The organism is Nocardia sp. NPDC004151 (assembly GCF_042874235.1).
GTDB lineage: Bacteria > Actinomycetota > Actinomycetes > Mycobacteriales > Mycobacteriaceae > Nocardia.
This window is the reverse complement of sequence record NZ_JBIAMR010000006.1, coordinates 22,507-48,013: the sequence shown is the minus strand read 5'-3', so window position 1 is coordinate 48,013 and position 25,507 is coordinate 22,507. Positions and strand designations below refer to the sequence as shown.

Sequence of the window (25,507 nt, the reverse complement as noted above, 5' to 3'; positions counted from 1 at the left end):
CGGGGGCACCTTTTGTCATGCCGGGACACTTTTGGTCATGCGATAAACGTATGTGAAATGTTTACTAGTCAGTAGCTTCGAGTAGTTTTCGCAAACCCTGGACAGGGGACCAGTTACACCTGTTTACTTACCCCTCGTGTGGAGTCCACCTCTCCGAGTCGTCCGCAGCGCTCGGTAAGTATGGATCGGTCCCGGAGGATCTCGGGACATCTTTGGAGGAAAAGTAATGTTCCGTAATCGCCGCGCGGCCGCAATCGCGACTTCTGGCGCAATGGTTTTCGCCGGTATGGGCATGGCCGTCATGGAAACCGGCGTCGCGTCCGCCGAAGGCACCTGCGCCATCAGCTCGCACGCCGAGAAGAAGGATGCCAGCACCGTCGGCATCACCATGACCTACGACAAGTCGGTCAACGGTGACTCGATCGGCGTCGGCACCACCGCGACGTACAAGATCGTCGTCGGCACCACGGGCATCGGCAACCCGTACGTCAACACCATCACCGACTACCCGCCGTCCGGCTTCGGCGCGCCGCTCGAGGCCAGCGTCACCGCCTACCACCTGGCCGGTGGCCAGCGCACCGAGGCGGTCACCCCGGAGCCCAACGGCGGCGGCTGGAAGGTCACCAACCCGGGCTGGTTCGTGAACTCCGGTAACCCGGTCACCTACACCATCACCTACCGGGTGCCCACCAACCTCTCCGGTGGTCAGCAGGTCACCAGCGGTGGCATCGGCGTCGCCGGCACCGTCGGCGTCAGCAACAGCCTGCCGAACCTGACCGCGTGCTTCACCGCCCGCCCGAACACCGTCGGCGAGTCCGCCCTCGGCAGCCTGAACAACAACGGCCTGGGCTCCTCGGACGGTCAGACCAGCTCGACCGGTTCGTTCTCCGACATCATCTCGGACGCGATCCGCAAGTACATCGGCAGCTGATCCCCGACCGGGCCGATTCGATCGATAGGAACACCCGTACCGATGCGCACCCGTAAGTCACCGGCACTCACCGCGATTGCGGGCCTGGCGTTCTCGCTGGCCCTCACGTTGTCACCGGAGGCCATCGGTACGGCCACGGCCGATCCCGCGAATTCCGCGGAATCCCACCTCGTTTCGATCGATCGGCCCGGACAGCGGCAGGAAGAGTTCAAGGTCTATTCGGCCGCCATGGGCCGGGAGATCACGCTCCAGGTCCTCACCGCATTCGACAACAGCGTGCCGCGACCGACGCTGTATCTGTTGAATGGCGCGGGCGGCGGCGAGGACGCTGCGACCTGGTATCGGCAAACCGATATTGTCAGTTTCTTCTCCGACAAGAACGTGAATGTGGTATCGCCGGTCGGCGGCAAATTCTCGTATTACACCGACTGGCAACAGGATGACCCGGCGATCGGCCGCCAGAAGTGGGAAACCTTCCTGACCGCCGAACTGCCGCCCATTATCGACAAGGCGCTGAACACCTCCGGCGCGAACGCCATCGCGGGCGTCTCCATGTCCGCGACCTCCGCGTTGAACATGGCCATCCTCGCGCCCGATCGCTACCGCGCGGTCGCCGCTTACAGCGGGTGCGCCTCCACCGCCGATGACAACAGCCGCAAGTACATTCAGATGGTGCTCGACCGCGGCGACGCCGACTCCCGCAACATGTGGGGTCCGCCCGGTGACCCCGACTGGGCCCGGCACGACGCGGTGATCAATGCCGAGAAGCTGCGCGGCAAGGCGCTGTTCATCTCCAACTCCACCGGACTGCCCGGTCCGATGGACACCTTGGATTCGCCGTCGATCGGCGGTCGACCGGCGACGCTGGCCAACCAGATCATCCTCGGCGGCCTGATCGAGGCCGCGACCAACGGGTGTACGCATCAGCTCGCCGACCGGCTGGGCGCGCTCGGTATCCCGGCGCAGATCGAATTCCGGCCCTCCGGAACGCATTCCTGGCGGTACTGGGAGGACGCGCTGCACCGCTCCTGGCCGATGCTCGAGGCCGCGCTTCAGGGCTGATCCGCCGGGGTTGCCGGATGTTGCTGCGCCGGTGAAGGTTCGGCCGGAATCGGACGTCTTCCCCCGCTCGCCTGGCACTGCTGACTAGGCCCCTTTATGCTAGTCGGCGGTGTGTCGCTGATCTCGTCGACCAGTTTGTTCCGGCGAACTCATACGGGGCGGTTACGTGGGTTAACCCGGAGTGCACCGGAGTGTCATCCGGCGACCGCACCATGATCGGGAATACGGGACGCGTGAGATGTCCCGGCACAAGCGTGAACTGGAGCAAGGGTGCGGTTGAAGAATATTGTCGCGGCTGCGGGGGCAGCGGCGAGCGTGCTCATGTCGGGAATCGTCCTGGGCAGCGGTCCCGTTTCGGCGGATCCGGGTTGCCCGCGGCTCTACACGGTCGCCGTCCCCGGCACCTGGGAGACCGGTCACGACAAGGACCCCAAGCCCGGCATGCTGGCCACGGTGACCAGTGGTCTACCCGGTGAGGTCGACTACGTGACCTACGCGGCGACCGCCTTCCCGTGGGAGGGCGACATCTACGCCGCCTCCAAGAAGGAAGCCGTCGACAACGCCCGCGGTCTGGTCCAGGCCATGGCCGCGCGGTGCGCGGGCACCAAGATCGCCATTACCGGCTACAGCCAGGGCGCCGACGCCGCAGGCGATCTCGCCGCCGAGATCGGCACCGGCCACGGCGTGGTGCCGCCGGATCGGGTCGCCGCCGTCGCGCTGATCTCCGACCCGCGGCGTTCGCCCACCGACGCCCAGATCGGTCCGTTCGCCCCCGGCGCGGGCGCGGGTGGACCGCGCGCGGGCGGCTTCGGCTGGGTCAGCGACAAGGTGCGCACCGTGTGCGCCCTCGGCGACCTGTACTGCTCCACCGAGGAGACCGACTTCGTCACCCGCTTCGCGGGCTTCCTCGCGCAGGCGACCAACCCGAACAACTTCAACCCGTGGCAGACGCAGCTCGAGTTCGGATCGATCCTCAATGACCTGATGGCCCAGGGCGGTTTCGGCACCCTGCAGGCGCAGCTGGCCGAGGGCGCCGACAGCGAGTACGCGCACCAGCTCGAGCAGTTCTACCGCAGCGGCAAGCACACCAGCTACGGCAGCTACGGCGTCGGCGGCGGCCAGACCGCGCTGACCTGGATGCACAACTGGATCTTGACCAACGCCTGATCCTCCGGCGACAGGTCCTGCGCCCCAGGACCGCACCACATCGACAAGGCCGCTCCCATTCCGGGAGCGGCCTTGTCGGCTGTCTGCGAGCGATCTAGCCGAAGGAGCCGGTGGGCGGCAGCGCGGGCGCGGGGGCGGGGTTGTTGTTCCAGCCGTTGTTGTTCCAGTCGCCGTCGTGATCGCGGTCGTGGCGGTCCCGGTCGCGGTCCCGGTCTCGGTCGTGAGCGTGGTCCCACGGCCCGTTGTCGTCGATCTGCTGGGCGACGACCGGGGCGGTGGTGTCGGCGGGGGTCGCCGCGTTCGCCGGAAGGGCGACGACGGCGAGCGGGATGGCGGCCAGGAACCCGGCCGCGGCCAGACGCAGGGCGAGACGACGGCGGGGCTTGTCGAGGGCGGACATCGTGGTGCCTTTCTGTCGGGATCGTGCGCCGCGGGGGAGCGGCGCACGAGTCCCATCGAAAGGCCCGGCCCTCCGGGGTATGTGAGATCGGGCTGGGAGTCGGCTGAGCGTCCGTCCGGTCAGGTCCGTCCGGTCAGGGCAGGGCGCGTTGCGCGCGCGGCAGCAGGTCCCAGACGTGCCCGTTCTCGTTGACCGTGGCGGCGGTGCGGCCGCCGGTGCGCGAGTACAGGATTCGGGTGATCGAGCAGTAGTCGATCGGGAAGGTGAGCGGCCGTGTCAGTCCCAGCACGTCCTGCAGCAGCACATTGATCACACCGCCGTGCGCGAACACGACCACGGTGTCGGCGGGCGCGGCGGCCGCCACGATGGCGGTGACGCTGTCACGCACCCGTGCGATGAAGGCGTCCCCGTCGATCTGCTCGGGCAGGTGCCCGGCCTTGATGCGCGCGTAGGTTTCCTGGAAGTCCCGCTGCGCGTCCTCGATGGGGATGTACATCGGCAGCTCGCGGTCGTATTCGGCGAGCCCGTCCACGATGTCGATATCGAGCCCGAGCTTCTCCGCGGTGGGCCGCGCGGTCTCGCGGGCCCGCAGCTGCGGGCTGCTGACCACCCGCGCGATCCGGTGCTGGGCGAGTGCGGCCGGCACCCGGCCCGCCTGGTCGATCCCGAGCGCGGTGAGATCCGGGTCGGCGTGGCCGGATTCGGCCTGGACGCGCTGCGGCTGGGCGTGGCGGACGAGGATCAACTGCACACCCCCACTCTGCCGCACCCGGCCCGCAGCGCACCCCGGCGGTGCCGGGGGTCAGCTCTTCTTGCGTCGCATCAGGTAGACGATGCCCAGGACGAGGATGACGATGCCGATGCAGCAGACGCCCAGGAAGCCCCAGAAGCTCATGCCGCGCTTGCTGCTGGAGCGGCGGGCGGCGGTGTTCTCGAGGGCGGCGTTCCAGGTGTCGGGGTGGGTCCACACGTGGTGGTCCAGCAGTGTCGCCTGGGTCATGAGATCTAGGTAGTGCACGGAGTCCCCAATCAGTGTGGCCGGTGGCCCTCCCGGGCCGAACTCCCAGATTAACCGGGGAGACGGCCACGGGAATCAGGGTTTACCCCGGTCCTGTCGGGTTCAGCTGCCCGCGCCGCGCGGTTTCACCAGCGGGAAGGGCAGGGTTTCGCGGATGCTGCGGCCGATCAGCAGCATGACCACCCGGTCCACTCCGACGCCGAGGCCGCCGGTGGGCGGCATGGCGTGTTCGAGGGCCTGCAGGAAGTCCTCGTCGAGTTCCATGGCCTCCGGGTCGCCGCCGGCGGCGAGCATGGACTGTTCGGTGAGGCGGCGGCGCTGTTCCACCGGATCGGTCAATTCGCTGTAGGCGGTGGCCAATTCGACGCCCCAGGCGACCAGGTCCCAGCGTTCGGTGACACCGGCGATGTGCCGGTGCGCGCGGGTGAGCGGGGACACGGAGGTGGGGAAGTCGACGTAGAAGGTGGGGTTCTGGGTGCTGGCCTCGACCAGGTGCTCGTACATCTCGAGCACGAGTTGACCGGCGTCCCAGCCCAATTGGAACGGGACGCCCGCCTTCTCGCAGAGCAGCCGCAGCCGTTCGGCGTCGGTGTCGGGGGTGATGGTCTCGCCGAGCGCTTCGGACACGGCACCGTGCACGGTCTTGACGGTCCAGTCGCCGGAGATGTCGACCTCGGTGAGCGTGCCGTCGGGTCCGGGCCGCAGCGCCACCATCCGGCCGTTGGCGGCGACCGCGGCGGCCTGGATGAGCTGGCGGCAGGCGTGCATCATGCGTTCGTAATCGCTGTGCGCCTCATAGGCTTCCAGGATGGTGAACTCGGGGTTGTGGCTGTAGTCGACGCCCTCGTTGCGGAAGACGCGGCCCAGTTCGAACACCTTCTCCATGCCGCCCACGCACAGTCGCTTGAGATACAGCTCGGGTGCGATGCGCAGGTACAGGTCCAGGTCGTAGGCGTTGATGTGGGTGGTGAAGGGCAGCGCGTTGGCGCCGCCGTGCACCTGCTGCAGCACCGGGGTCTCGACCTCGAGGAAGCCCCAGCCGTGCAGGCTGTCCCGCAGGGACCGCACCACCGCGCTGCGCTTTGCCACCACCTCGCGAATGTCGGTGTTGATGGCCATGTCGACGTAGCGCTGCCGCACCCGGGCTTCCGGATCGGAGAGGCCCTTCCACTTGTCGGGCAGCGGGTGCAGGCATTTGCCGATCATCCGCCAGTCCTGCGCGAGCAGGGACAGTTCGCCGCGGCGGCTGCGGCCCAGCTGGCCGCTCACCTCGATCAGGTCGCCCAGGTCGAAGAACTCGGTGAACGATTCGCTGCGGTCCGCGCCCACCCGGCCGCGGTCGATGAGCAGCTGGATGTCGCCGGACCAGTCGCGCAGCACGGCGAAGATGACGCCGCCGTAGTCGCGAATCCGCAAGAGCCGCCCGCAGACTCGCACCGTGGTGCCCTGCGGGCAGCCGCGGGCCGCGGCCACGGTGTGGGTGGGCGGATAGGCGACCGGGTAGGCCTCGACGCCGGAGTCCTGGAGCTTGGCCAGCTTGTCCATCCGCACCCGCACCTGTTCGGGGCGGCGCTGGCCGTTCTCCTCGAGTTCCTCGGGCGGCAGGTCGGGCGGGCTGCCGTCGGCGTGCAGGCCGGTGACCCCGGCGGGCACCGAGGGCCGTAGACCGGTGTGGGCGGAGGCGTCGTGTTCACGGCCGAAGCGGGGCAGGAAGCCCTCGGCCAGCGCGCTGGCGGTGGCGACCCGCAGCAGGTGGCGGCGTTCCTCGAACATGGAGAACCGCGGCACCCATTCGGGCTGGTACTTCACATTGGAGCGGTAGAGCGCCTCGAGCTGGTACCAGCGCGAGAAGAACATGAGCACGCCGCGCCACAGCCGCAGCACCGGTCCGGCGCCGATCCGGCTGCCCTCCTCGAAGACCGCGCGGAAGACCGCGAAGTTCAAGGAGATCCGGGTGATGCCGTACTGGTCGGAGGTGAGGGCGAGCCGCGAGATCATCAGTTCCATCAGCCCGTTGGGGCCGGTGCGGTCGCGGCGCATGAGGTCGAGGGAGACACCGGCGCGGCCCCACGGCACGAACGACAGCATGCCGAGCACCTGCCCGTTCGGCGCGACCGCCTCGGCGAGCAGGCAGTCGCCGTCGAGCGGGTCGCCGAGCCGGTCCAGGGCCATGGAGAAGCCGCGTTCGGTCTCGGTGTCGCGCCATTCGTTGGCGCGTCGCATGACGTCCTGCATCTCCTCGGGGGAGATCTCCTTGTGGCGGCGCACCCGCACCGTGATGCCTTGTTTGGCTAGACGATTGGCGGCCTGCCGGACCGGCTTCATATCGGGTCCGGCCAGGGAGAAGGTGCGGGTCTCGAGGATGGCCTCGTCGCCCAGGCGCAGCGCGGACAGTCCGGCCCGCCGGTAGGCGGTGGCGCCGAGCTCGCTGGCGCCCATCACCGCGGGGGCCCAGCCGTACTGGTCGGCGAGCCGCAGCCAGGCGTCGATGGCGTGCGACCACGCCTCCTTCGGCCCGATCGGGTCGCCGGAGGCCAGGCAGACGCCGAGCTCCACGCGGTAGGTGATGGCGGCCTTGCCGTTGGGCGCGAACACCACGGCCTTGTCGCGGCGGGTGGCGAAGTAGCCGAGCGAGTCCTCGACGTCGGAGCGCTCGATGAGCCCGCGCAGCGCGGATTCGTCGAGTCCGGTGAGCGCGTTGGAGGAGCGCTGCGACCGGAACAGGGTGATCACCGCGGCCAGCAGCGCGATGGCGCCGAACAGGCCGAGCAGCAGGTTCACCGGATGCGGCGGATGCCCGTCGAAGTCCTCGTTGGAGACCAGGATGGTGGCGGTCACCCGCGACACCGCCCACAGCGCGCGCTCGGTGTGGTCGGGCAGGCTGCCGGGGAACAGTTCGACCAGGCCCCACCCCGCGAGGCTGCCCAGGGCCAGGCCGCCCGCGAGCACGCCCAGCGCCCGCCACACCGCGCCCTGCTGCACGTGGGTGTAGAACTCCGACCAGGACGCGATCAGGACGCCGATCACCGCGAGATGGATGATCAACGCCACCAGGGCGTTGATGTCGCCCTCGGAGGCGAAGTCGAGGGCGTTGGCGAGCGCGAAGGCCGCCATGTAGCCGACCAGCAGCCACCAGGCGATGCGTTTGCGGCTGGCGGTCGCGCCGGCCAGCAGGCCGATGACCAGGGCCCACACCAGCGAGGTGTCGGGCGCGTCGAAGTAGTAGGTGTCGACGAAGTGGCGCAGGTGCGTGGTCAGGTAGCGCAGCCCGGGCGAGATGCTCCAGGCGAAGCACAGGACCGAGAAGATGCCCAGCGCGGTGCCCGCCAGGTGCGGCAGCTCCCGCAACCGGCCGTGCCCGCGGTGTGGCACCTCCGGGGACCGCGGCTCCGGTCTGTGGTCGGAGTCGGGGTGCGGCCGGTCCTGCGTGGAAGTCACTGCACCAGTGTGAATGTTGCCGGTACCCATGTGCACTCAGAACCCGGTTCGTGTCTTGTCGCCGCGGTGCGGCCGATGGATGCTGCCGCGGTGCGGCGGGTGGATGCTGCCGCGATGCGGCCGGTCGCGGGTACCGCCGCGGTGCGGCCGGTGGTGGGGGCGCCGTTTGGTCTCGCGGCGGCCGCGGGTGAGGATGTATCCCATGTCGGATCCATTCGATGTCCCGATCGAGGACGAGGTCATTCGACTCGGCCAGTTCCTGAAGCTGGCGAACCTCATCGATTCGGGTTCGGAAGCCAAGTCGGTTATCGCCCAGGGCCTGGTACGTGTCAACGACGAGGTGGAGCTGCGCCGCGGGCGGCAGCTACACGCCGGGGATGTGGTGGCGTTGGCCGGGCACAAGGCTCGGGTCACCAGCGGCTGAAGGCACACGGGTCCCCATTGTCGGGGGTTCCGGGCTTCAGCCGCTGAGAGCTTCCCGAGAGTCGGCCTAGTCTTCGCTGCGAACCACGACGCCGTCATGGTCGCTGTAGAGCATGTCGCCGGGGACGAAGCTGACGCCGCCGAATTCGACGGTGACGTCCTTCTCCGCGTTGCCCTCCTTCTGGGTGCTCTTGCGCGGGTTGGTGCCGAGGGCCTTGATGCCGATGGGCATGGTGCGCAGCACGGCGGAGTCCCGGACCGCGCCGTTGATGACGACGCCGGCCCAGCCGTTGTCCACGCCGCGGCCCGCGATGATGTCGCCGACCAGGGCGGTGTGAATGCTGCCGCCGCCGTCGACGACCAGCACCCGGCCCTCGCCGGGTTCGCCCAGGGTCTGCTTGACCAGCAGGTTGTCCTGGAAGGTCTTGATGGTCACGATGCGGCCGGCGAAGGTCTCGCGGCCACCGAACTGAATGAACTGGGTGTCGCAGCTTCGGATCTCGGGGCCGATCTCGTCGGCTAGGTCGGCGGTTGCCACTACGTTCGTTGATTCGGTCACGAGAACTATCTTGTCAGGGCGAATATCCGCAAGTCACGGGCGGTGCGATTGCGGTAGGCGGTGTACGCCTCGGTGGTCTCCTCGAAGCGTTCGAAGATCACCCGCCGACGGTCCTCGTCGGTGACCAGGGCGGCGGTGACGGGCAGATGCTGCCCGGCGATCGCGACCTCGGCGGCCGGGTTGGCGAGCAGGTTCGCGGTCCAGGCGGGGTGGTGGTCCTGGCCGAAGTTGGAGCCGATCACGTACAGGGTGTCGCCGTCGTGCACGTAGAGCAGCGGGGTGGTGCGGGGTGCGCCGGACTTGCGGCCGACGGTGGTGAGCAGGATGACCGGCGCGCCGATCGGGCCCAGGACGGTGTATTTGCCGCCGCTGCGTTCGAGCACCCTGCGATCGAGCGGGGTCAGCTTGCGGATGACCAGTGATCCGAGCTTGGTGGCGGCGAACGGGCTGGCCAGCCGGGACAGCAGGTTGGTACGGGAACCCCAGATCCGTTCCGGGAACTGCTCACTCATACCGCGACAATAATGGTCCGCGACCGGCCGTGCGGGGGCTCCGGTCGGCCGCCTCGGGACCGTGGTGATGCGCTCCGCGCCCGCTCCGCGATCTATCTACAGGAATGAATCAACCGCTCAGTCGGATTCTCGGGCGCATACTGGCGACACCCGGTGAATCCAGGTCGGGGGAGGCATGAACGTGGAACCGGCGATCGACTCCGATGGCGTCGACGAGATCCGTTCTCTGCTGGCGTCGACCATCGCCGGGTTCCAGGCCGCCTGGGAGGCCACCGGCGCCCCGCCGAACCTGGTCGAATTCCTGCCGCGCGCACCACAACTACGCCGCGTCGCGCTGATCGAACTGATCAAGGTGGACCTCGAATACCGCTGGATCCGCTACGACTTCCCCAAACGCCTCGCCGAATACCGCGGCGAGTTCGACGAATTGCGTTCCGGCCCGCTGCCCCCGGACCTGGCCTACGAGGAGTTCCACGCGCTCGAGCGCTCCGGGATCGCCCTCGACATCAGCTGCTACCCGACCGAGGCCGCCCCCACCGAGTGGGCCGAGCACGACTACCGCAGCACCCTGATCGCCCGCCCGCAGGCTCAGCACGCGCTGGAGGGCATCGAGGTCGGCGACCGGATCGACGATTTCGATCTGCTGGTGGAGTTGGGCGCGGGCGCCTTCGCCCGGGTGTTCCTGGCCCGGCAGCGATCCATGCAACGCCTGGTGGCGGTGAAGATCTCGCAGAACCACGGCACCGAGTCCGAGACCCTGGCCCAGCTCGACCACGAGCACATCGTGCGCGTCTTCGACCAGCGGCTGCTCGCCGACCGGGAACTGAAACTGCTCTACATGCAATACCTTCCGGGCGGCACGCTGTCGAAGGTGCTGGGGCTGGTGCGTTCCCGGGAACCAGCCGAACGGAACGGCGGCATCCTGCTGGAGGCCGTCAACGCCGCCATGCGCGACAAGGGCGGCCTGGTGCCGGGCGAATCCGCCACGCGCACCGAGCACGCGGCGCGGACCTGGCCGGAAACCGTTGCGTGGCTGGGCGCCCGGCTGGCCCGTGCGCTGGACTACTCGTCCGCCAACGGCGTCCTGCACCGGGACATCAAGCCCGCCAACGTGCTGCTCACCGCGGACGGCAGTCCGAAGCTGGCGGACTTCAACATCAGTTTCAGCACGCACGTGGCGGGCGCGAGTCCGCTGGCCTACTTCGGCGGTTCCCTCGCCTACATGTCGCCGGAACAGCTGGCCGCCTGCCATCCGCACCTGCCGGAGACGGCCGAGGCGCTCGACGGGCGCAGCGATGTCTACGCCCTCGGGGTGGTGCTGTGGGAACTGCTCACCGGCCACCGTCCCTTCGACGACGAGACCGGCGCGGGTGATTCGGAGTCCTCGCTCGAGCGGATGCTGCGGCTGCGCCGCCACGAGGTCGATCCGGTCCACCTCGAGGCGCTGCCGCCCGACTGCCCGGCGACCCTGCGCCGTGTGCTGCTGAAATGTCTGGCCCCCGACCGCGAGAACCGCTGGGCGGACGGCGCGGCCCTGGCCCAGCAGCTGGAGCTGTGCCTGGACGAGCGGGCCCGCGATCTGGTGGATCCGCCCGAGCACAGCTGGCGGGCCCGGGTGGGGCCGTGGTCGCTGCTGGCATTGATCACGGTGGCCAGCCTGGTCGGCGACGCGCTCGGCATGGCGTACGCGAATCTGCACAACCATCCGCTGTGGGCGCTCTGGTTCACGCCCGAGGAGCGGGCGCGGTTGCAGGTGGTCGGCAACGCGCTGGTATTGATCTCGACGCCCGCGGCCATCGCGGTCACCAATTATCTGTGCCGCCGGGCCTTCATCGTGTGGCGTGGTCTGCGCCGGGGCCGCACCTACGATTCCGCGGCCCTGTCGCTGGCCCGACGGGACACGTTGAAGAACGGTGACCGGGTGGCGTTGCTGGCCTTCGCGTGGTGGGTGCTGGCGGCCGTGGTGTCGGCGGTGTCGCTGGCCGTCCTCACCGACCTGTCACCGGGCCGGATCGCGAATCTGGTGGCGACGCTGCTGGTTTCGGGTGCGATCGCGGTCGCCTACCCGTTCTTCGTGGTGACCTTCTTCATCGTGCGCTGCTTCTATCCGCGGCTGCTCACCCACGGCGAGACGGCCGAGGATCGGGACGCGCTGCGCGCGCTGGGCCGCCGCTGCACCCGCTATCTGGCGGTGGCCGTGGCGATTCCGCTGGTCGGGGTGATCGCCAGCCTGATGTTCCTCGACGCCGGGGAGGTGGCGCTGGTGCTGGTCCCGATCTACGGCCTGTGCGTGGCGGGCGTGTTCGGCTTCCTCGGCGACTACTGGCTGTTCCGCCAGACCGAGGCCGACCTGCTGGCCTTCGAGCGAGCGGTCAGCTGAAGTAGATCCATCCGAAGATCAGCATCCACATCGCGCCCACCGCGAGCCCCGCGATCGCGAACCCGCGGTCGTCGCGGTGTTCGGGTTCGACGGTGAGCGCGACCAGGCCCAGCACCACCGCCGGAACCGCGGTGAATCCGCACAGGAACCCGAACACCCCGAGCACGAACGCGGCGATCCCCATCCCCCTCGACCGCGCGGGCGGCGGCGGCGTATAGGGCGCGTAATACGCGGGATACCGGATCGGCGTGACCGGCTGCCACGGTAATCCGCTCATCACCCGGTCGATTTCCCCGCAGGTCCGCGCATTGAGCGCGTGCCCGATGCGTTCGGACAATTCCTCGACCGTGATCCGACCGGCCTGAAAACTCTGTTTCAGCGCCTCGATCGCGTGTTCCCGATCGGCATCACTCGCCAGGAATTGCGGTGCCGCCCATTGAGGTTCCATCTGGTTCTCCATCGAACCCGAAGCCGATTATCACTGCCTTCGAGCGTATTCCTCGCGGCCGTCGGGGGGTTCGAATCGAGACCGGGGACACAGGGTCAGGCGCGGCCGTGGCGCTGCTCGTAGGCGTTGCGGTCGGCGGCCTCGCGGGCGCGGCGGTCGGCGTCGGCCAGGGCGGGGTCCAGGCCGTTCTTGATGAGCCGGTTGCGGCGGAAGACGTAGGTGAGGGCCGCGGTGAAGTAGATGAGCGGCAGGTACAGCAGGGCCATCATGGCCAGGCCCATCCACAGCGGGCCGGGGATGAGCAGGAACAGGCACAGCACCGGGATGATCGGGATCAGAATGCGCAGCAGGTAGCGGCGGGTGGCGCCGGGGCCGGTGAGGTCGCGCAGCACCCAGTCCCGCATGGACGGCGGGAGGGGCCGGCCGCAGATGTAGCCGAGGCGCTGCAGCGGGCTGGGGGTGGTGCGTTCGGGCATGCGCCCAGGATCCCTCAGCGGGCGCGCGGCGGACAACCGCGGGGGGGTCGGCGGCTCTGACGACCCGTGGACTGGATCAGGCGTTGGTGCGGTCCGGCTCGGCCTCGGTGCGCTCGGCGTGGAAGGCCGAGACCTGGCTGACCAGATTGCCGGTGGAACTCTTCACCGCGAGCTTCACGAAGGGCTCGATGGTCTTGCCGAGAATCTTGCCCGCCAGGCCGCCGGGGACCCGGTAGTCGACGATGGCGTCGATGGTGCAGGATTCGGCGCCCTTGTCGTGGAACAGGAAGGTGGATTCGATTTCGAAGCCCTTGATGGATTTCACCGCGATGGCGTAGCCGGGCTCGTGCCGGACGATCTTGATGGTGGAGTGCAGCGCGATCGGCCCGAGTTGAATGGTGCCGTCGAAGGTGGCGTCCACGCCCTCGATCTGTTCGGTCAACGGCGTGAAGGCGCTGATCTCATTGATGAATTTCGGCAGGTGCCGGTAATCGTTGACATAGGCGAAGGCGGATTCGGCCGAGGCGGCGCAATCCGCGACGATCTTGACTTCTGTCATGGGCGCAACTGTAACGTGTTCTAGTTTTCGTCGCAGGGGTTGTGATGCATGCCATCTATCACGCGGTCACTGCCAGCGTCGCGGCCAACCCGAAGACTAGCGCCATCACCAGCACTTCCACAATCGCGCGCCGCAGCGACTGCTCCGCCGTCATCCGGTGATCGGCGGCCTTCGGCACCCAGCCGCGCCGCCACCACCAGCCCAGCCCGATCAGCACCACCACCAGCAACGTCTTCGCCAGCAGGATCCGCCCGTACCCGCTGGTCACCAGGGGACTCACGCCGCCGATCCGCACCAGTCCGTTCACCACTCCGGTGACGGCCACCGTGACCACCAGCGGCAGCGCCCACGTCGAGTACTTCGGCAGCAGCGCCGCCCATTCGCCGCGGGTGCGCACGGTCAGCGCCAGCGCCAGCAGCAGCCCGAACCAGGCCGCGGCGGCCAGCGCGTGCACCGCCGCCAGCACCGACCCGAACGTCTGCTGCGACATGTGCCCGGTGATCGGCCGCAGCGCCAGCGTCACAGCGGTGAAGACCAGCACCAGATCGGGAGTGGCCCGATCCGGCCGCCGGAAACCGAAGGCGCTGTAGGCCGCCACCACGCCGGTCCCGATGAGCAGCGCGACCCCGATCTGCCCGCCGCTCACGTGCGCGAGATAGTCGCCGAACTGGGTCCCGCTCAGCCGCCGTGCCCGAATCCCTTGCACCTCCGCGGCTTCCAGCACCAGCATGGCGAATTCCATGGCCGCCCAGACGGCGGCGGCCACGGTGAGCGCCCGCCAGTGCGGGGTCAACCGGTCCGAGAGCCGCGGCAGCGCCGCCAGCCCCAGCACGGTCGCCCCCGCGCAGTCCGCGAGCACCCGCACCGGGGCCTCGGCCTGCACCGGATCCTCGGCGGCCAGTGCCCAGGCCAGCCCGGTCCCGGCCAGGGCGGCCGGAATGACCAGCAGCAGTAGCCATCTCGGTGAGCTGCCACCGCCGGTCGTCCCGCGCTCCCGGCGACGATCGATGCGGCCGGGCCGGTTCACGAGCGTCGCTTGCCCCGTCCGCCGAACAGGGCGAAGGCCAGGCCGCCGCCGAACAGCGCCACCGCGCACACGATGAAGATCCACAGCGGCACGCCACCGTCGGAGCCGCCCGACTTGGCGCCCGCGTCGGACTTCGGGCCCGGAGTTCCGTTGCCCGCCTTGGTGAGCGTGAACGACCGGGTGCCGCTGACCGGGTGCCCGTCGGCGGAGGTGACCCGGTAGGCGATCTTGTACTCGCCCACCGGACCCAGCTCGCCGACCTCGACGCTGAGCGTCGCGCCGTCCACCTTCGGCTGCCCCTTGGACCACAGATTGCCGTCCGGCCCGGTGACCGTCATGGACGGGTAGGCGGGCTGCAGGCTCTCGTTGAAGGTGACGCTGACCGTCGCGGGGGAGGTGTCGATCTGCGCGCCGTTCTCCGGGGTGGAACCCACCACGGCCGAATGCGCGCCCGCCACACCACCGCCGAGCAGCGCGAACAGGGCGACCAGCAGGCCGGTGATCAGACCGGCGACCTTGCGGCTCATGACCGCCGTCCCCGGATGACGCTGCCCAGGCCGAGCGCCGCGCCCAGCGCGCCGAGCGCGAGCCCGACGCCGCCGAGCCAGCGGGCGGTGTCGTCGGTGACCTTGTCACCCTTGTCCGCGTCGGCCGCGGCGGGTGCGTCGTCGTCGTGGCCGGTGCTCTTGGCGAGCGTGAGGGTGGGGGCCGGGTGCTCGGGCTCGCTGCCGTCGGCGTTCGCCGGCTGGTTCCAGTCCACGACCTTGCCGTCGCTGTAGGTCTGGCTCGCGTTGAAGCTGACCTTCGCCTGCTCGGGCAGCGGCCCGAGGGAGACCGCGAAGCGCTGGAACTGGCCCGGCGCCACACCCGGATTGCCGGGGTCCGCGGTCCAGGTGACGGACACGGCCTGGCCCTGCGCGTTCTTCTCGACCTTGGACGTCCAGCCGGCGATCGGCTCGGTGCGCGCACTCTTCAGATTCGGCAGCGTCACCGAAACCTTGGTGGTGGAAGCGGTATCGGACTCGGTCGGCACCCGGAAGGTCGCGACCGTGTAGCCCTTCTGGGTAGCGCCGGGAGCGTCGACCACCACGTGCGCGGCGGCGATGCCCGCGCCGGACAGCAGCAGCCCCGCGGCGGCGGCCGACGTGATCAGGGCACGCGAAAGAGAGGTGTTCATGAGTGTATTGCCTTCTCTGACAATGGTTACGGGAAGTTGGGGAGCGGGGTTACACCGTGACCGGGGGCGCGCGCGGTCCGGCCGCGCCCAGTGCGAGAAGGGTTTTCGACGTGGGGGAGTGGTGCGCCGGGCGCGGCCGCGCGACACGCGTCGGCGGCCCGGCGGGGCGGGTGAGCGCCACCCGGACGGCCCGGGAGATCAGTTCGTAGAGCCGCTCGGCGACCAGGATCCCGAACGCGCAGACCAGGCCCGCGGCCGCGTGCGCGAACACCATCGGCCCGTGCGCGGTGAATTCCATTGCCCGTGCGGCGTGCCCGTGCTGCACCAGGCCGCTCAGCGCGATGTGGCAGACGGGCTGGCCCGCCAGCATGAGCAGCGGCAGCGCGGCGGGCGGGCGCAGCACGGCGGCGATCGCGCCGAGCGCGGCCGCCGCCAGCATCAGCAGCATCAGCCCGGAGGTGCCGGGGTAGCCGCCGCCCGCGAACCCGTGCGCGCCGACCGCCAGGGCGGCCATGGCCACCCCGGCCGATCCGCCGCGCACCGAGCTCATGGGTGACTCAGCGCACGCCGAGCCGGTTGAGCACGTCGGCTTCGATGCCGGAGAGCTCGTTGGAGATCGAGGCGTGCACCGCGCGGCGCCGCGGCACCGGCATCTGGGCGGCGGTGCGGACCGCCGCGGACAGGCTGTCCAGCCGGTCGCGGGTGGCGGCCACGAACTTCTTGGTCTCGGTGTCGGTGTGCTTGGCCTCGATCTCGGCCAGCGTCGACTCCACGCCCGCGATCCGGGCCTGCAGCTTGGCGCCCGGCCCGGCGAACTCGCCGAGCTGGTCCAGGCCGACGCCGAGCTGCTGCGCGCGGCGGGTGTCGAGCTGCCCGCGCACGAAGGTGGCGCCGCGGTAGGCGAGCGGCGCCAGCACCGGCACCAGGATCCGGGCCACGCCCAGGTACTTGCGGATCGAGGCCGCGCTGAACGGGTCCCGCTCGGCACGGGCGGCCACCTTCTCGGCGGCCTTCTCCTCGGCCTGCAGCTTCGCGATCTCGGCCTTGGCGACCTGCTTCTGCGTGCGCGCCTCGGCACGGTTGCGCTTGCGCTCGTTGCGCGCCCCGAGCTTGGCCTCCATGCCGGCCTTGTGCTTGAGGGCTTTCGCCTCGGCTCGGCGGCTGACCCGCTTCTTGCGCTTGGTGAACAACCCCATTGATGGCCTCCGTCATGCTGGTTCGCCATGGCAGTACAGGGCCGGGGGAAATGCCTGTCCGCCCATGAAACGCAGTGTCGAATCACCCTAACGGGTGGGTTCCCGCCGCAGCGAGCGCCTGGCGGAAACAGGGCGGCCCGCCGACCCTGTCGGGGGATGAGGCCATACTGACTGGCGTGTATTCGGGCATCGGTGACCATGGCGAGCGGGCGGCGTTCGTGGACGCGCGCGCGCTGATCGGGTGCCGGCACCGGCTTTTCCTGGACGCCACCCATCCGGGCGTGTTGACCGGAGTCGCCGAGGACGCCGGCGTGCAGCAGCGACGAGAAGCGGCGGCCGCGCACAGATCTCAGGTGCGTGACACCCTGGTCGCCGCGGCGCCCGAGAGCTGGACGGTGATCGATCCCAAGCAGCCCGCGACCGTGCGGGCGGCCGCCACCATGGCCGCCATGGCCGCGGGCGCCGACCGCATCTGGGGCGGGCTGCTGCCGCAGGAGGCCGACACCGGCCGTCGCGGCGGCTGCGAAATCCTGTGGCGTGACAGCGATCGCGGCGGATACCGCCCGGTCATCGTGGTGAACCACAAGGTGACCGACCCCCGTCAGCCCGACCCGGCCGATCACCACCCGTTGACCAGCGGCCTGTACGAGTGGAATCCCCAGGAGGACAGGCACGTCCGCACCCGGCCGCAGCCGCGCGACCTCCAGCGCCTCGCGCACCTGTACCGCATGCTGCAGCGGCACGGCCTGGCCAGCCCGGCGCTGACCGGCGGCGCCATCGGCTACCACTTCGACCGCATCCTGGTGCACGACCTGGCCCTGCTGCTGGACGACTACGACATCCGCTACGCCGACCGCATCGCGGTGGTGCGCGGCGAACTCCCCACCGTCCCTTCGAAAGTCCCCGAATGCCGCCAGTGCCCGTGGTGGAGCCGGGCCCCCGAGGAGGGCGGCCGCAGCTGTGAGCAGTGGCTGGTCGAGCATCGCGACGTGAGCCTGGTGGCCCCGGGTTCGCGTGCGGAGGTGCTGCGCCGCCACGGCGTCGAGACCATCGACGAGCTGGCCGCCTGGAGCGGCGACGATCCGGACGACTGGCAGTACGAGCCGTTCACCGAGGCCGTGGTCACCGCCCGCGCCTGGGCGACGGGCGCGCCGCTGGTCCGCCGGGTGGACCGGGTGCGGGTGACCCGCGCCGACGTCGAGGTGGACGTGGACCTGGAGAGCTTCCAGGAGCACGGCGCCTACCTGTGGGGCACCCTGCTCGACGGCGTGTACCGCCCGTTCGTCACCTGGGATCCGCTGCCCACCGAGGACGAGGGCCGCTCCTTCGCGGAGTTCTGGACCTGGCTGATGGGCGTGCGCGCGCAAGCCGCCGCCGACGGTAAATCCTTTGCCGCCTACTGCTATTCGCGCACCGCCGAGGACAAGTGGCTCTACGAGTCGGCGCGCCGGTTCGCGGGCCGCCCCGGCATCCCCACCGAGCGGGAGGTGCAGCGGTTCGTGGACGGGCCGCAGTGGGTGGACATGTTCCAGGCGGTGTCGGAGCAGTTCATCTGCCCGAACGGCAAGGGTCTCAAGAAGATCGCGCCGGTCGCGGGCTTCCACTGGCGTGACGCGGAGGCCGGCGGCGAGGCGTCGATGGCCTGGTACCGCCTGGCCGTCGCCTACGACGGCGGCGAACCGGACCTGTCGCAGCGCACCCGCATCTTCGAGTACAACGAGGACGACTGCCGCGCGACCCAGGTGCTGCGGGACTGGATGACAGACCGCGCGGACGCCGAGGTTCCCGCCATCGCCGACTTCGACCGTCGTAATATCGCGTCGTGACCGAACACGTCGAACACCTGGAGTTTCAGGCCGAGACCCATCAGCTGCTGGAGCTGATGATCCACTCGGTGTATTCGAACAAGGACACCTTCCTGCGGGAGTTGGTCTCCAATGCCTCCGACGCGCTGGACAAGCTGCGCCTGGAGACCTTCCGCGACAAGGACCTGCACGCCGACACCTCGGATCTGCACATCGAGCTCGAGGTCGACCGCGACAACCGCGTGCTCACCGTGCGCGACAACGGCATCGGAATGTCCCGAGCCGAGGTGGTGGACCTGATCGGCACCCTCGCCAAGTCGGGCACCGCCGCGCTACGCCAGCAGCTGCTGGAGGCCAAGGCCGGCGACCAGCAGGCCGAGGAGCTGATCGGCCAGTTCGGCATCGGCTTCTACTCGACCTTCATGGTGGCCGACAAGGTCACCCTGACCACCCGCAAGGCGGGCGAAACCACCGGTACCCGTTGGGAATCGGAGGCCGGCAGCCCCACCTACACGATCGAGGAACTCGACACCGCCCCGCAGGGCACCTCGGTGTCGCTGCACCTGATGGCGGCCGACGAGGACGATCACCTCTTCGACTACACGCAGGAGTGGAAGCTCCGCGAAATCGTCAAGAAGTACTCGGATTTCATCGCCTGGCCGGTCCGGATGGACGTCGAGCGCACCGTTATGGAGGGCGAGGGCGAGGACAAGGTCGAGAAGACCATCGTCGAGACCCAGACCCTGAACTCCCAGAAGGCGTTGTGGACCCGCCCGCGCAGCGAGGTCACCGACGAGGAGTACACGGAGTTCTACAAGCACGTCGCCCACGCCTGGGACGATCCGCTCGAGATCATCCCGATGAAGGCCGAGGGCACCTTCGAATACCAAGCGCTGCTGTTCATTCCCTCGCACGCGCCGTTCGACCTGTTCACCCGCGAGCACAAACGCGGCGTGCAGCTCTACGTACGCCGGGTGTTCATCATGGACAACTGCGAAGAGCTGATGCCGGAGTATCTGCGCTTCGTCAAGGGCGTGGTCGACGCGCAGGACCTGTCGCTCAATGTGTCCCGCGAGATCCTGCAGCAGGACCGCCAGATCCAGATGATCCGCAAGCGCCTGGTGAAGAAGGTGCTGTCCACGGTCAAGGATCTGAAGAACGCCGAGGACCAGGCCAAGTACCAGGAGTTCTGGCGCGAGTTCGGCCGGGTGCTCAAGGAGGGTCTGCTCTCCGACGCCGACAATCGCGAGACCATCCTGGGCGTCTCGTCGTTCGCGTCCACGCACTCCGACAGCGAGCTGACCACACTGGCCGGGTACGTCGAGCGCATGCCCGAGACCCAGTCGGCGATCTACTACATGACCGGCGAGACCCGGCAGCAGATCGAGAACTCGCCGCACATGGAGGCGCTGCGGGCCAAGGGCCTCGAGGTGCTGGTGCTGACCGACCCGGTCGACGAGATGTGGGTCGGCTCGGTCACCGAGTTCGAGGGCAAGCCGATCGTCTCCATCGCCAAGGGCGAGGTCGACCTGGAGACCGAGGACGAGAAGAAGGCCTCCGAGCAGCTGCGCGAACAGCAGGAGAAGGACTTCTCCGGCGTGCTCGGCTGGCTCCAGCAGACCCTGGACGCGGACGTCAAGGAGGTGCGCCTGACCAACCGGCTCACCACCTCCCCGGCCTGCATCGTCGGCGATGTGTTCGATTTCACTCCGATGCTGGAACGCATGTACCGCGCCTCCGGCCAGGAGCTGCCGCACAGCAAGCGCATCCTGGAACTGAACCCGGACCACGCTCTGGTGACGGGTCTGCGCGACGCGTACGCGAAGGTGTCCGGCGACGAGGACAAGCCGCTCGCCCTCACCGAGACGGCCGAATTGCTCTACGGCACGGCGGTTCTCGCCGAGGGCGGGGAGCTGAAGGACCCGGCGCACTTCGCCCGGATCCTCGCCGATCGCCTCACCCGCACGCTCTGACCTGGCGCGTCGGATCGGGTCGTGCCGGCGTCGCCGGCACGTTCCCGATCCATAGCGAGCGGGAATCGGTCATGCTCAGCCGGTCCCCGGTGTGACGGTGCACATGTCTCGGCGAATTTCGGGAACTAGTGGCGAGGGCGTACGTTGTATGTCTTGGTCGTAAGTTTTTCGTGTTCGTGTTTCAACATGCTCGCGCGGAACAGTGTGCGGGCGTTGCTTCACCTTGCCAGTCAAGTTGCAAGCCGCCTTCTGATCGACCCGGGTGCCGCAGCCGCGGCGCCCACGCATTAAAAGAAACACCTCGTCAGGAGAAGGTAATGGTTCAGGGCACCGTCAAGTGGTTCAACGCGGAGAAGGGCTACGGCTTCATCGCCCGCGAGGACGGCCCCGACGTTTTCGTCCACTACTCGGAGATCGAGGGCAACGGCTACCGTCAGCTCGAGGAGGGCCAGGCGGTCTCGTTCGAGATCACCGAGGGCAAGAAGGGCCCCCAGGCGGCCGCTGTTCGCCCGCACTAAGGCAGGCTCTCCCGCCTCCCCGAGACTGTAGCGCCCGGCTGAAAGCCGTGGGCCGCACTGCATGCGGGCTGGCGGTTGGGTGCCGAGCCGATTTTGGGGGTACCCCCGGAGTTACCCGGAACCTTCCGAGATCAGTTCTCGCGGACTCGATAACAAGATTCAAGGCCCCGCACTGAATTCAGTGCGGGGCCTTGGTCTTTCGCACAATCAGCGCGGGGCCATGCGCAGGGCGCCGTCCATGCGGATGGTCTCGCCGTTCAGGTAGTCGTGCTCGGTGATGTACTGCGCGAGCTGCGCGTACTCGTCCGGGCGGCCCAGGCGGGACGGGAACGGAACGCCGGACTCGAGGCCCTTGCGGTACTCCTCGGTGACACCGGCGAGCATCGGGGTGTCGATGATGCCGGGCGCGATGGTGTTCACGCGGATGCCGAACTGCGCGAGGTCACGCGCGGCGGGGATGGTCATGCCGGCGACGCCGCCCTTGGAGGCGGAGTAGGCGATCTGCCCGATCTGGCCCTCGAAGGCCGCGACCGAGGCGGTGTTGATGATGACGCCGCGCGAGCCGTACTCGTCGACCGGCTCGGTCTTGGCGATGGCGTCGGCGGCCAGGCGCATGACGTTGAAGGAGCCGAGCAGGTTCACGGTGATGACCGTGCGGAACAGCTCGAGGTCGTGCGGGCCGTTCTTGGACAGGATGCGTCCCGCCCAGCCCACACCGGCGCAGTTGACGACAATGCGCAGCGGCACACCGGATTCCACGACCTTGGCGACCGCGGCGGCCACCTCGTCACCGCTGGTGACGTCGGTCGGGATGAGGGTGACGCCGGCCGGCACGCTGTCACCCGCACGCTCGATGGACTGAGCCAGATCCAGGCCGAACACGGTCGCGCCCGCATCGGCGAAACGCTTGGCGGTGGCCGCACCCAGACCGGACGCACCTCCGGTGACAATGGCGGCGGAGCCCGAAATCTCCACGGTTTGGTCCTCTCGACAAGGGACGGCCCTCTCGCTGGCCATCCGTCAATATCTAATTTGCCCTACGCCCCGCTCCGGGCAAGCCGCGGGGTGGAGAGAGGCGGTCGCGGCCCCCGAAGTCTCGATTCTTCCCTCCTTCGCTGCTCCGCTTCGCTCCCCCGCTCCGTCAGTCCAGAATCGAGACGGGCCGCGAACCCTCAGCTTTACGAACATGAGTGTTCGTCTAAGTGGTAGCTTCGCATATATGAACGCCAGCACGGTCGGTCATCGCCGTGGTTTCCGCCGCCGGATCCCGCGCGTGGCCGGTAAACGCATCCTGATCACGGGCGCGGCCCGCGGCATCGGGGCCGCTCTCGCCCGTCAGTTGCACGCGCACGGGGCGCACGTCGCACTGCTCGGCATCGAGGAGACGCTGCTGGCCCAGGTCGCGAGCGAATGCGGCGACGCGCCCTGGCGATACTGCGACATCGGCGACCCGGCCCAGGTGGAACGGGTGGTGAACTCGCTGACCGCCGAACTGGGCGGCCTGGACGCGGTGGTGTGCAACGCGGGCATCGCCCGGCAACTGTCCCTGCTCGGCGGCGACCTGACCGTGCTCGAGGAGACCCTCGCCGTCAATGTGCTGGGCGTCTACTACACGATGCGCGCGGCCGGACCGCACATCGCGCACCCGGGCGGGTACATCCTGATCGTCTCCTCGCTGGCCGCCGCCATCCATCTACCCCTGGCGGGGGCGTACAGCGCCTCCAAGGCCGCGGTCGAGGCGCTCGGCGACACCCTGCGCATCGAATTGCGGCACACCGGGGCCAAAGTGGGCATGGCCTATTTCGCCGAACTCGACACCGAGATGACCAGCCGCGGCTTCGGCACCGAGGCCGCCCGCAGCATTCTGGGCCGGTCCACCGTCTCCGGCGTGGCTCCGCTGGGCCCGGCCATCGACGCCTGTGAGCGGGCGCTGGCCCGCCGGTCCCGCCACATCGTCTCGCCGTATTGGGTGAGCATGGCGCTGTGGTGCCGTCCGCTCACCCAGCACCTGATCGACTTCTCGCTGCGCCGGGGTGTAGCGAGTGGACTGGCCATCGCCGATACGGAACCAACGGGGTTCACGACCGAGCAACCGGCCCGGCCCCGCAGAATGAGAAAGCTCGCCTGAACGACCGAGGCCACCTGGAGTCCCGCGTATGACCGAATCGGCAACCCGCCAACTTCCCCGCGGCCGGCACGGCCTGTCCCGGGAGCATGTGGTGGCCGCCCAGCGCGACCGCATCCTGGCCGCCATGGCCGAGGCGATGGCCGAGAACGGTTATGTCGGAACGCCGGTGGCCGCGGTCATCAAGCGCGCGGGGGTTTCCCGTGAAACCTTCTACGAGCAATTCCGTTCCAAGGAGGACTGTTTCGAGGCCGCCTACGAGCGGGCCACGGAACTCATGCTGACCGGCATCCTGGCGGCCACCGGCGCCGAGTTCGACGGGGAGACCCGCACCGAGCGGATGGAACGGCTGCTCGGCGCGTACCTGGAGGCGCTGGCCGCGCAACCGGCTTACGCCCGGGTTTTCCTCGTCGAGGTGTATGCAGCGGGCCCGGACGCCATCGCGCGCCGCACCCACCTGCAGGAAACCTTCGCGGCCATGGTCGCCGACGTGCTGGGCGCCGAGACCGAGTCGCAGCGTTTCGCCTGTCAGACCCTGGTCGCGGCGCTGAGCTCGATGGTCACCGCGCGTATCGCGGTCGGCGACCCGGACGGGCTGCGCGAATTGCGCGCGCCGCTACTGGACCTCGTGCGGCGCAGCGGGGATCTGTTCGGCGACAACGTGCTCGGCGACTGAACCGGCCGGGGTCCCGGCGCGGCGGCGCAGCGCCGGCAGCACGCCGCCGGCGAGGGCGGGCAGCGCCAGCGACAGCAGCGCGGCCAGCGGGGTGCCCAGTCCGTGCGCGAAGGCCTCGAGCAGGGTGAGCGCACCGAAGTACAGGAACAACAGGCCCGAGCAGACCGCGATGATCCGCTCCGGGATGTGCTTGCCGACGGTCACGCCGATCGCGATGGCCAGCGCGCCCGCGGCCACCATGCCCGCGACCGAGCCGATCCACACGGCGACCCAGTTGTTGTTGGTGGCCAGTGCCATGGTGGCGAACATGGTGCGGTCGCCGAGTTCGGCGAGCAGGAAGGCCGACAGCACGACCAGGAACGCGGACCGGGACCTGACCTGCGGCGCGACCTCGTCATCGGAGGCGTCCGAGGAGCTCGTCAGGGTCTCGCGCAGGGTCCAGAGACCGACGCCGATCAGGGTGGCGGCGGCGAACAGCGAGATGACGCCGGTCGGCAGGGCCGCACCGAGGAAGTGGCCGACGCCGACCGCGATCAGATTCACCAGCACGCTGGCGACGGTGATGCCGGACAGCACGGTCCACCAGTGGTAGCGCAGCGCGAAGGTCAGCGCCATGAGTTGAGATTTATCGCCCAGTTCGGCGAGGAACAGCACGCCGAAACTCAGCAATATCGTGGCGATCATGAAGTCAGCTCCCAGGTCTCCGGCCTGTCGGCTGAATGCGGGGGCGCTTCAGCCGACACCGCACCGGTAAATCGGTTTGGTTCTTGTCGGCCGAAGGTCTCGCCCACCGGAAGATTCCGGTTCACGCGCCGGATCCCGGGGGATCAGTATGTCGACGACGTGATTGGGGGCTACTCCCCTTCGCTCGGGCGCAACTTTACTCCGGCAAACCGGGCACATGCAAACCACTGTCGTCCAAATCGCAATGCGCACAATAAGTTTGGCGATGCTGCCGGAAGGTTTCGGGTTCCCTTACGCGGCCAGCAGCATAGCCAGAACCGCGGTGTCGGGATCACTGATCGGATCCACCCCGACCCGCGAAACCATCGAGGTCACCGCGCCATCGGAATCGGTTTCGACCCAGGCGGCGCGGTGTTCCAGCCCCAGATGCGGCAGGCCCGGCAGCAGCAGGCAGCCCGAGGCCGCGCCGGAGCACTCGGGCAGCGAGGGTCGCGTTTCGCGCGGCGGATGCAACATGATCAAGGCCGGTGGCACATGTCCGGCAAACCTGCCGGGCTGCAACGCTTCGTCCCCGAGGACGGGCCCTTCCGCGATCACCAGCCCCACCATGGCGGGATCCGGGTCGTCCGGCAGCTCTTCGCGCGCCCCGAAGACCGTCGATGTGGGCAGCAGGCCCGGGAGCCCGGCCACCCGCACGGCCAGGACCAGCAGTTGCGCCCATTCCTTGGTGGAGTCGGGCCAGCGTCCGGAGATCACGAATCCTTGCAGCGAACCATGGGCCTGGAAGGGCATGACGCCGATCTGACCACTCATGATGTGCCTCCCGAACTTCCCAGGGGGCGGCTGTGCCCGGTGTTGCCAGTGGGAACACCAGGTTGTACCCGAAGCTAACTGGCACACAAGTACCAAAGAGTGCTAGCACCCGGCCCCCTGAAATGCCGAAAGGCCCGCGA

28 protein-coding genes are annotated in these 25,507 nt (G+C 68.9%); 10 read left to right on the top strand and 18 right to left on the bottom strand.

The features are described 5' to 3' along the window. Positions 1 to 271 precede the first annotated feature (271 nt). The 3 genes from ACFYTS_RS15700 (at position 272) to ACFYTS_RS15690 (ending at position 3,160) form a co-directional block, all read left to right on the top strand. Positions 272 to 931, top strand: coding sequence for a hypothetical protein (locus ACFYTS_RS15700; RefSeq protein ID WP_357274979.1), 660 nt, complete (start codon positions 272 to 274; stop codon positions 929 to 931). Positions 932 to 973: 42 nt separating this feature from the next. Then, positions 974 to 1,993: an alpha/beta hydrolase family protein gene (locus ACFYTS_RS15695; protein ID WP_357274981.1), complete on the top strand. Its 1,020-nt coding sequence runs from the start codon at positions 974 to 976 to the stop codon at positions 1,991 to 1,993. A gap of 321 nt (positions 1,994 to 2,314) precedes the next feature. Continuing rightward, a complete protein-coding gene (locus ACFYTS_RS15690; protein ID WP_357275903.1) occupies positions 2,315 to 3,160 on the top strand; it encodes a cutinase family protein in 846 nt (281 codons plus the stop codon). Between the two features lie 94 nt (positions 3,161 to 3,254). On the opposite strand, the gene ACFYTS_RS15685 is transcribed toward ACFYTS_RS15690, so the two are convergent. From ACFYTS_RS15685 to ACFYTS_RS15665, 5 genes are all read right to left on the bottom strand, one after another. Beyond that, positions 3,255 to 3,560, bottom strand: coding sequence for a hypothetical protein (locus tag ACFYTS_RS15685; RefSeq protein ID WP_387304725.1), 306 nt, complete (start codon positions 3,558 to 3,560; stop codon positions 3,255 to 3,257). A 133-nt stretch (positions 3,561 to 3,693) separates the two neighbouring features. After that, positions 3,694 to 4,311 (bottom strand): histidine phosphatase family protein, encoded by a 618-nt coding sequence (locus ACFYTS_RS15680; RefSeq protein WP_387304723.1) that lies wholly within the window; start codon positions 4,309 to 4,311, stop codon positions 3,694 to 3,696. Positions 4,312 to 4,362: 51 nt separating this feature from the next. Continuing rightward, complete coding sequence (locus ACFYTS_RS15675) at positions 4,363 to 4,560, bottom strand: hypothetical protein (protein ID WP_357274987.1); 198 nt, start codon at positions 4,558 to 4,560, stop codon at positions 4,363 to 4,365. Positions 4,561 to 4,680: 120 nt separating this feature from the next. Next, complete coding sequence (gene lysX / locus ACFYTS_RS15670; RefSeq protein ID WP_387304720.1) at positions 4,681 to 8,046, bottom strand: bifunctional lysylphosphatidylglycerol synthetase/lysine--tRNA ligase LysX; 3,366 nt, start codon at positions 8,044 to 8,046, stop codon at positions 4,681 to 4,683. Between the two features lie 6 nt (positions 8,047 to 8,052). Continuing rightward, positions 8,053 to 8,220 (bottom strand): hypothetical protein, encoded by a 168-nt coding sequence (locus ACFYTS_RS15665; protein ID WP_357274989.1) that lies wholly within the window; start codon positions 8,218 to 8,220, stop codon positions 8,053 to 8,055. On the opposite strand from ACFYTS_RS15665, the gene ACFYTS_RS15660 reads away from it, so the two are divergent. Next, entirely contained in the window at positions 8,219 to 8,440 is a 222-nt protein-coding gene (locus ACFYTS_RS15660) for an RNA-binding S4 domain-containing protein (protein ID WP_357274991.1), read from the top strand. The two genes, ACFYTS_RS15665 and ACFYTS_RS15660, sit on opposite strands and share 2 nt — an antisense overlap. 66 nt (positions 8,441 to 8,506) lie before the next feature. Here ACFYTS_RS15660 and rraA read toward each other — a convergent pair whose 3' ends face one another. After that, positions 8,507 to 8,998, bottom strand: a complete 492-nt coding sequence (rraA, locus tag ACFYTS_RS15655) for a ribonuclease E activity regulator RraA (protein ID WP_357274994.1) — start codon at positions 8,996 to 8,998, stop codon at positions 8,507 to 8,509. A 5-nt stretch (positions 8,999 to 9,003) separates the two neighbouring features. Then, positions 9,004 to 9,510, bottom strand: a complete 507-nt coding sequence (locus ACFYTS_RS15650; protein WP_357274996.1) for a nitroreductase/quinone reductase family protein — start codon at positions 9,508 to 9,510, stop codon at positions 9,004 to 9,006. Positions 9,511 to 9,685: 175 nt separating this feature from the next. On the opposite strand from ACFYTS_RS15650, the gene ACFYTS_RS15645 reads away from it, so the two are divergent. Then, positions 9,686 to 11,890, top strand: coding sequence for a serine/threonine-protein kinase (locus tag ACFYTS_RS15645; RefSeq protein WP_387304715.1), 2,205 nt, complete (start codon positions 9,686 to 9,688; stop codon positions 11,888 to 11,890). On the opposite strand, the gene ACFYTS_RS15640 is transcribed toward ACFYTS_RS15645, so the two are convergent. The 8 genes from ACFYTS_RS15640 to ACFYTS_RS15605 all read right to left on the bottom strand — a co-directional run bounded on the left by ACFYTS_RS15640 (position 11,883) and on the right by ACFYTS_RS15605 (position 16,773). Next, complete coding sequence (locus ACFYTS_RS15640; protein ID WP_387304712.1) at positions 11,883 to 12,338, bottom strand: DUF1707 and DUF4190 domain-containing protein; 456 nt, start codon at positions 12,336 to 12,338, stop codon at positions 11,883 to 11,885. The genes ACFYTS_RS15645 and ACFYTS_RS15640 overlap by 8 nt on opposite strands. A 95-nt stretch (positions 12,339 to 12,433) precedes the next feature. Further along, positions 12,434 to 12,814 (bottom strand): DUF5313 family protein, encoded by a 381-nt coding sequence (locus tag ACFYTS_RS15635; RefSeq protein WP_357275002.1) that lies wholly within the window; start codon positions 12,812 to 12,814, stop codon positions 12,434 to 12,436. Positions 12,815 to 12,890: 76 nt separating this feature from the next. After that, on the bottom strand, positions 12,891 to 13,373 hold the full coding sequence (locus ACFYTS_RS15630) for an SRPBCC family protein (protein ID WP_357275004.1): 483 nt from the start codon (positions 13,371 to 13,373) through the stop codon (positions 12,891 to 12,893). Between the two features lie 58 nt (positions 13,374 to 13,431). Continuing rightward, positions 13,432 to 14,400 carry a copper resistance D family protein gene (locus tag ACFYTS_RS15625; protein ID WP_387304708.1) on the bottom strand — a complete coding sequence of 323 codons (969 nt, stop codon included), beginning with the start codon at positions 14,398 to 14,400 and terminating at the stop codon, positions 13,432 to 13,434. Beyond that, positions 14,397 to 14,927, bottom strand: coding sequence for a copper resistance CopC family protein (locus tag ACFYTS_RS15620; protein ID WP_357275006.1), 531 nt, complete (start codon positions 14,925 to 14,927; stop codon positions 14,397 to 14,399). The genes ACFYTS_RS15625 and ACFYTS_RS15620 overlap by 4 nt, the downstream gene beginning before the upstream one ends. After that, positions 14,924 to 15,577 (bottom strand): YcnI family protein, encoded by a 654-nt coding sequence (locus ACFYTS_RS15615; RefSeq protein WP_357275009.1) that lies wholly within the window; start codon positions 15,575 to 15,577, stop codon positions 14,924 to 14,926. Before ACFYTS_RS15615 ends, ACFYTS_RS15620 begins: the two co-directional genes overlap by 4 nt. A gap of 49 nt (positions 15,578 to 15,626) precedes the next feature. After that, on the bottom strand, positions 15,627 to 16,127 hold the full coding sequence (locus tag ACFYTS_RS15610) for a hypothetical protein (protein WP_387304705.1): 501 nt from the start codon (positions 16,125 to 16,127) through the stop codon (positions 15,627 to 15,629). Positions 16,128 to 16,134: 7 nt separating this feature from the next. After that, positions 16,135 to 16,773, bottom strand: coding sequence for a DUF6474 family protein (locus ACFYTS_RS15605; protein ID WP_357275013.1), 639 nt, complete (start codon positions 16,771 to 16,773; stop codon positions 16,135 to 16,137). A 176-nt stretch (positions 16,774 to 16,949) separates the two neighbouring features. On the opposite strand from ACFYTS_RS15605, the gene ACFYTS_RS15600 reads away from it, so the two are divergent. The 3 genes from ACFYTS_RS15600 to ACFYTS_RS15590 all read left to right on the top strand — a co-directional run bounded on the left by ACFYTS_RS15600 (position 16,950) and on the right by ACFYTS_RS15590 (position 21,069). Then, entirely contained in the window at positions 16,950 to 18,599 is a 1,650-nt protein-coding gene (locus ACFYTS_RS15600; RefSeq protein ID WP_387304701.1) for a TM0106 family RecB-like putative nuclease, read from the top strand. Then, positions 18,596 to 20,551, top strand: a complete 1,956-nt coding sequence (htpG, locus tag ACFYTS_RS15595; RefSeq protein WP_387304699.1) for a molecular chaperone HtpG — start codon at positions 18,596 to 18,598, stop codon at positions 20,549 to 20,551. Before ACFYTS_RS15600 ends, htpG begins: the two co-directional genes overlap by 4 nt. Positions 20,552 to 20,868: 317 nt before the next feature. Continuing rightward, entirely contained in the window at positions 20,869 to 21,069 is a 201-nt protein-coding gene (locus ACFYTS_RS15590) for a cold-shock protein (RefSeq protein ID WP_033085228.1), read from the top strand. A 207-nt stretch (positions 21,070 to 21,276) separates the two neighbouring features. On the opposite strand, the gene ACFYTS_RS15585 is transcribed toward ACFYTS_RS15590, so the two are convergent. Continuing rightward, entirely contained in the window at positions 21,277 to 22,044 is a 768-nt protein-coding gene (locus ACFYTS_RS15585) for an SDR family NAD(P)-dependent oxidoreductase (protein WP_357275020.1), read from the bottom strand. A gap of 244 nt (positions 22,045 to 22,288) precedes the next feature. Between ACFYTS_RS15585 and ACFYTS_RS15580 the strand changes: the two genes are divergently transcribed. Together ACFYTS_RS15580 and ACFYTS_RS15575 are read left to right on the top strand one after the other, a co-directional pair. Beyond that, positions 22,289 to 23,197: an SDR family NAD(P)-dependent oxidoreductase gene (locus ACFYTS_RS15580; protein ID WP_387304694.1), complete on the top strand. Its 909-nt coding sequence runs from the start codon at positions 22,289 to 22,291 to the stop codon at positions 23,195 to 23,197. A 28-nt stretch (positions 23,198 to 23,225) separates the two neighbouring features. Next, on the top strand, positions 23,226 to 23,870 hold the full coding sequence (locus ACFYTS_RS15575; protein ID WP_357275024.1) for a TetR/AcrR family transcriptional regulator: 645 nt from the start codon (positions 23,226 to 23,228) through the stop codon (positions 23,868 to 23,870). Here the strand turns inward: ACFYTS_RS15575 and ACFYTS_RS15570 are convergent. Both ACFYTS_RS15570 and ACFYTS_RS15565 read right to left on the bottom strand, forming a co-directional pair. Next, positions 23,811 to 24,554 (bottom strand): TMEM165/GDT1 family protein, encoded by a 744-nt coding sequence (locus ACFYTS_RS15570; protein ID WP_357275027.1) that lies wholly within the window; start codon positions 24,552 to 24,554, stop codon positions 23,811 to 23,813. The genes ACFYTS_RS15575 and ACFYTS_RS15570 overlap by 60 nt on opposite strands. A gap of 291 nt (positions 24,555 to 24,845) precedes the next feature. Next, positions 24,846 to 25,367 (bottom strand): peptidase, encoded by a 522-nt coding sequence (locus ACFYTS_RS15565; RefSeq protein WP_357088368.1) that lies wholly within the window; start codon positions 25,365 to 25,367, stop codon positions 24,846 to 24,848. Between the last annotated feature and the right edge of the window lie 140 nt (positions 25,368 to 25,507).

Excerpts from the sequence above, each read along its gene's own strand:
- ACFYTS_RS15565 (WP_357088368.1), bottom strand. The coding sequence starts at position 25,367 with ATGAGTGGTCAGATCGGCGTCATGCCCTTCCAGGCCCATGGTTCGCTG.
- ACFYTS_RS15690 (WP_357275903.1), top strand. The coding sequence starts at position 2,315 with ATGTCGGGAATCGTCCTGGGCAGCGGTCCCGTTTCGGCGGATCCGGGT.
- ACFYTS_RS15640 (WP_387304712.1), bottom strand. The coding sequence starts at position 12,338 with ATGGAACCTCAATGGGCGGCACCGCAATTCCTGGCGAGTGATGCCGAT.
- ACFYTS_RS15685 (WP_387304725.1), bottom strand. The coding sequence starts at position 3,560 with ATGTCCGCCCTCGACAAGCCCCGCCGTCGTCTCGCCCTGCGTCTGGCC.
- ACFYTS_RS15575 (WP_357275024.1), top strand. The coding sequence starts at position 23,226 with ATGACCGAATCGGCAACCCGCCAACTTCCCCGCGGCCGGCACGGCCTG.
- ACFYTS_RS15650 (WP_357274996.1), bottom strand. The coding sequence starts at position 9,510 with ATGAGTGAGCAGTTCCCGGAACGGATCTGGGGTTCCCGTACCAACCTG.
- ACFYTS_RS15570 (WP_357275027.1), bottom strand. The coding sequence starts at position 24,554 with ATGATCGCCACGATATTGCTGAGTTTCGGCGTGCTGTTCCTCGCCGAA.
- ACFYTS_RS15695 (WP_357274981.1), top strand. The coding sequence starts at position 974 with ATGCGCACCCGTAAGTCACCGGCACTCACCGCGATTGCGGGCCTGGCG.
- ACFYTS_RS15645 (WP_387304715.1), top strand. The coding sequence starts at position 9,686 with ATGAACGTGGAACCGGCGATCGACTCCGATGGCGTCGACGAGATCCGT.
- ACFYTS_RS15630 (WP_357275004.1), bottom strand. The coding sequence starts at position 13,373 with ATGACAGAAGTCAAGATCGTCGCGGATTGCGCCGCCTCGGCCGAATCC.
- ACFYTS_RS15675 (WP_357274987.1), bottom strand. The coding sequence starts at position 4,560 with ATGACCCAGGCGACACTGCTGGACCACCACGTGTGGACCCACCCCGAC.
- ACFYTS_RS15605 (WP_357275013.1), bottom strand. The coding sequence starts at position 16,773 with ATGGGGTTGTTCACCAAGCGCAAGAAGCGGGTCAGCCGCCGAGCCGAG.
- lysX (WP_387304720.1), bottom strand. The coding sequence starts at position 8,046 with ATGGGTACCGGCAACATTCACACTGGTGCAGTGACTTCCACGCAGGAC.
- ACFYTS_RS15580 (WP_387304694.1), top strand. The coding sequence starts at position 22,289 with ATGAACGCCAGCACGGTCGGTCATCGCCGTGGTTTCCGCCGCCGGATC.
- ACFYTS_RS15615 (WP_357275009.1), bottom strand. The coding sequence starts at position 15,577 with ATGAACACCTCTCTTTCGCGTGCCCTGATCACGTCGGCCGCCGCCGCG.
- ACFYTS_RS15660 (WP_357274991.1), top strand. The coding sequence starts at position 8,219 with ATGTCGGATCCATTCGATGTCCCGATCGAGGACGAGGTCATTCGACTC.
- ACFYTS_RS15700 (WP_357274979.1), top strand. The coding sequence starts at position 272 with ATGGTTTTCGCCGGTATGGGCATGGCCGTCATGGAAACCGGCGTCGCG.
- ACFYTS_RS15610 (WP_387304705.1), bottom strand. The coding sequence starts at position 16,127 with ATGAGCTCGGTGCGCGGCGGATCGGCCGGGGTGGCCATGGCCGCCCTG.
- ACFYTS_RS15635 (WP_357275002.1), bottom strand. The coding sequence starts at position 12,814 with ATGCCCGAACGCACCACCCCCAGCCCGCTGCAGCGCCTCGGCTACATC.
- ACFYTS_RS15590 (WP_033085228.1), top strand. The coding sequence starts at position 20,869 with ATGGTTCAGGGCACCGTCAAGTGGTTCAACGCGGAGAAGGGCTACGGC.
- ACFYTS_RS15665 (WP_357274989.1), bottom strand. The coding sequence starts at position 8,220 with ATGGGATACATCCTCACCCGCGGCCGCCGCGAGACCAAACGGCGCCCC.
- ACFYTS_RS15620 (WP_357275006.1), bottom strand. The coding sequence starts at position 14,927 with ATGAGCCGCAAGGTCGCCGGTCTGATCACCGGCCTGCTGGTCGCCCTG.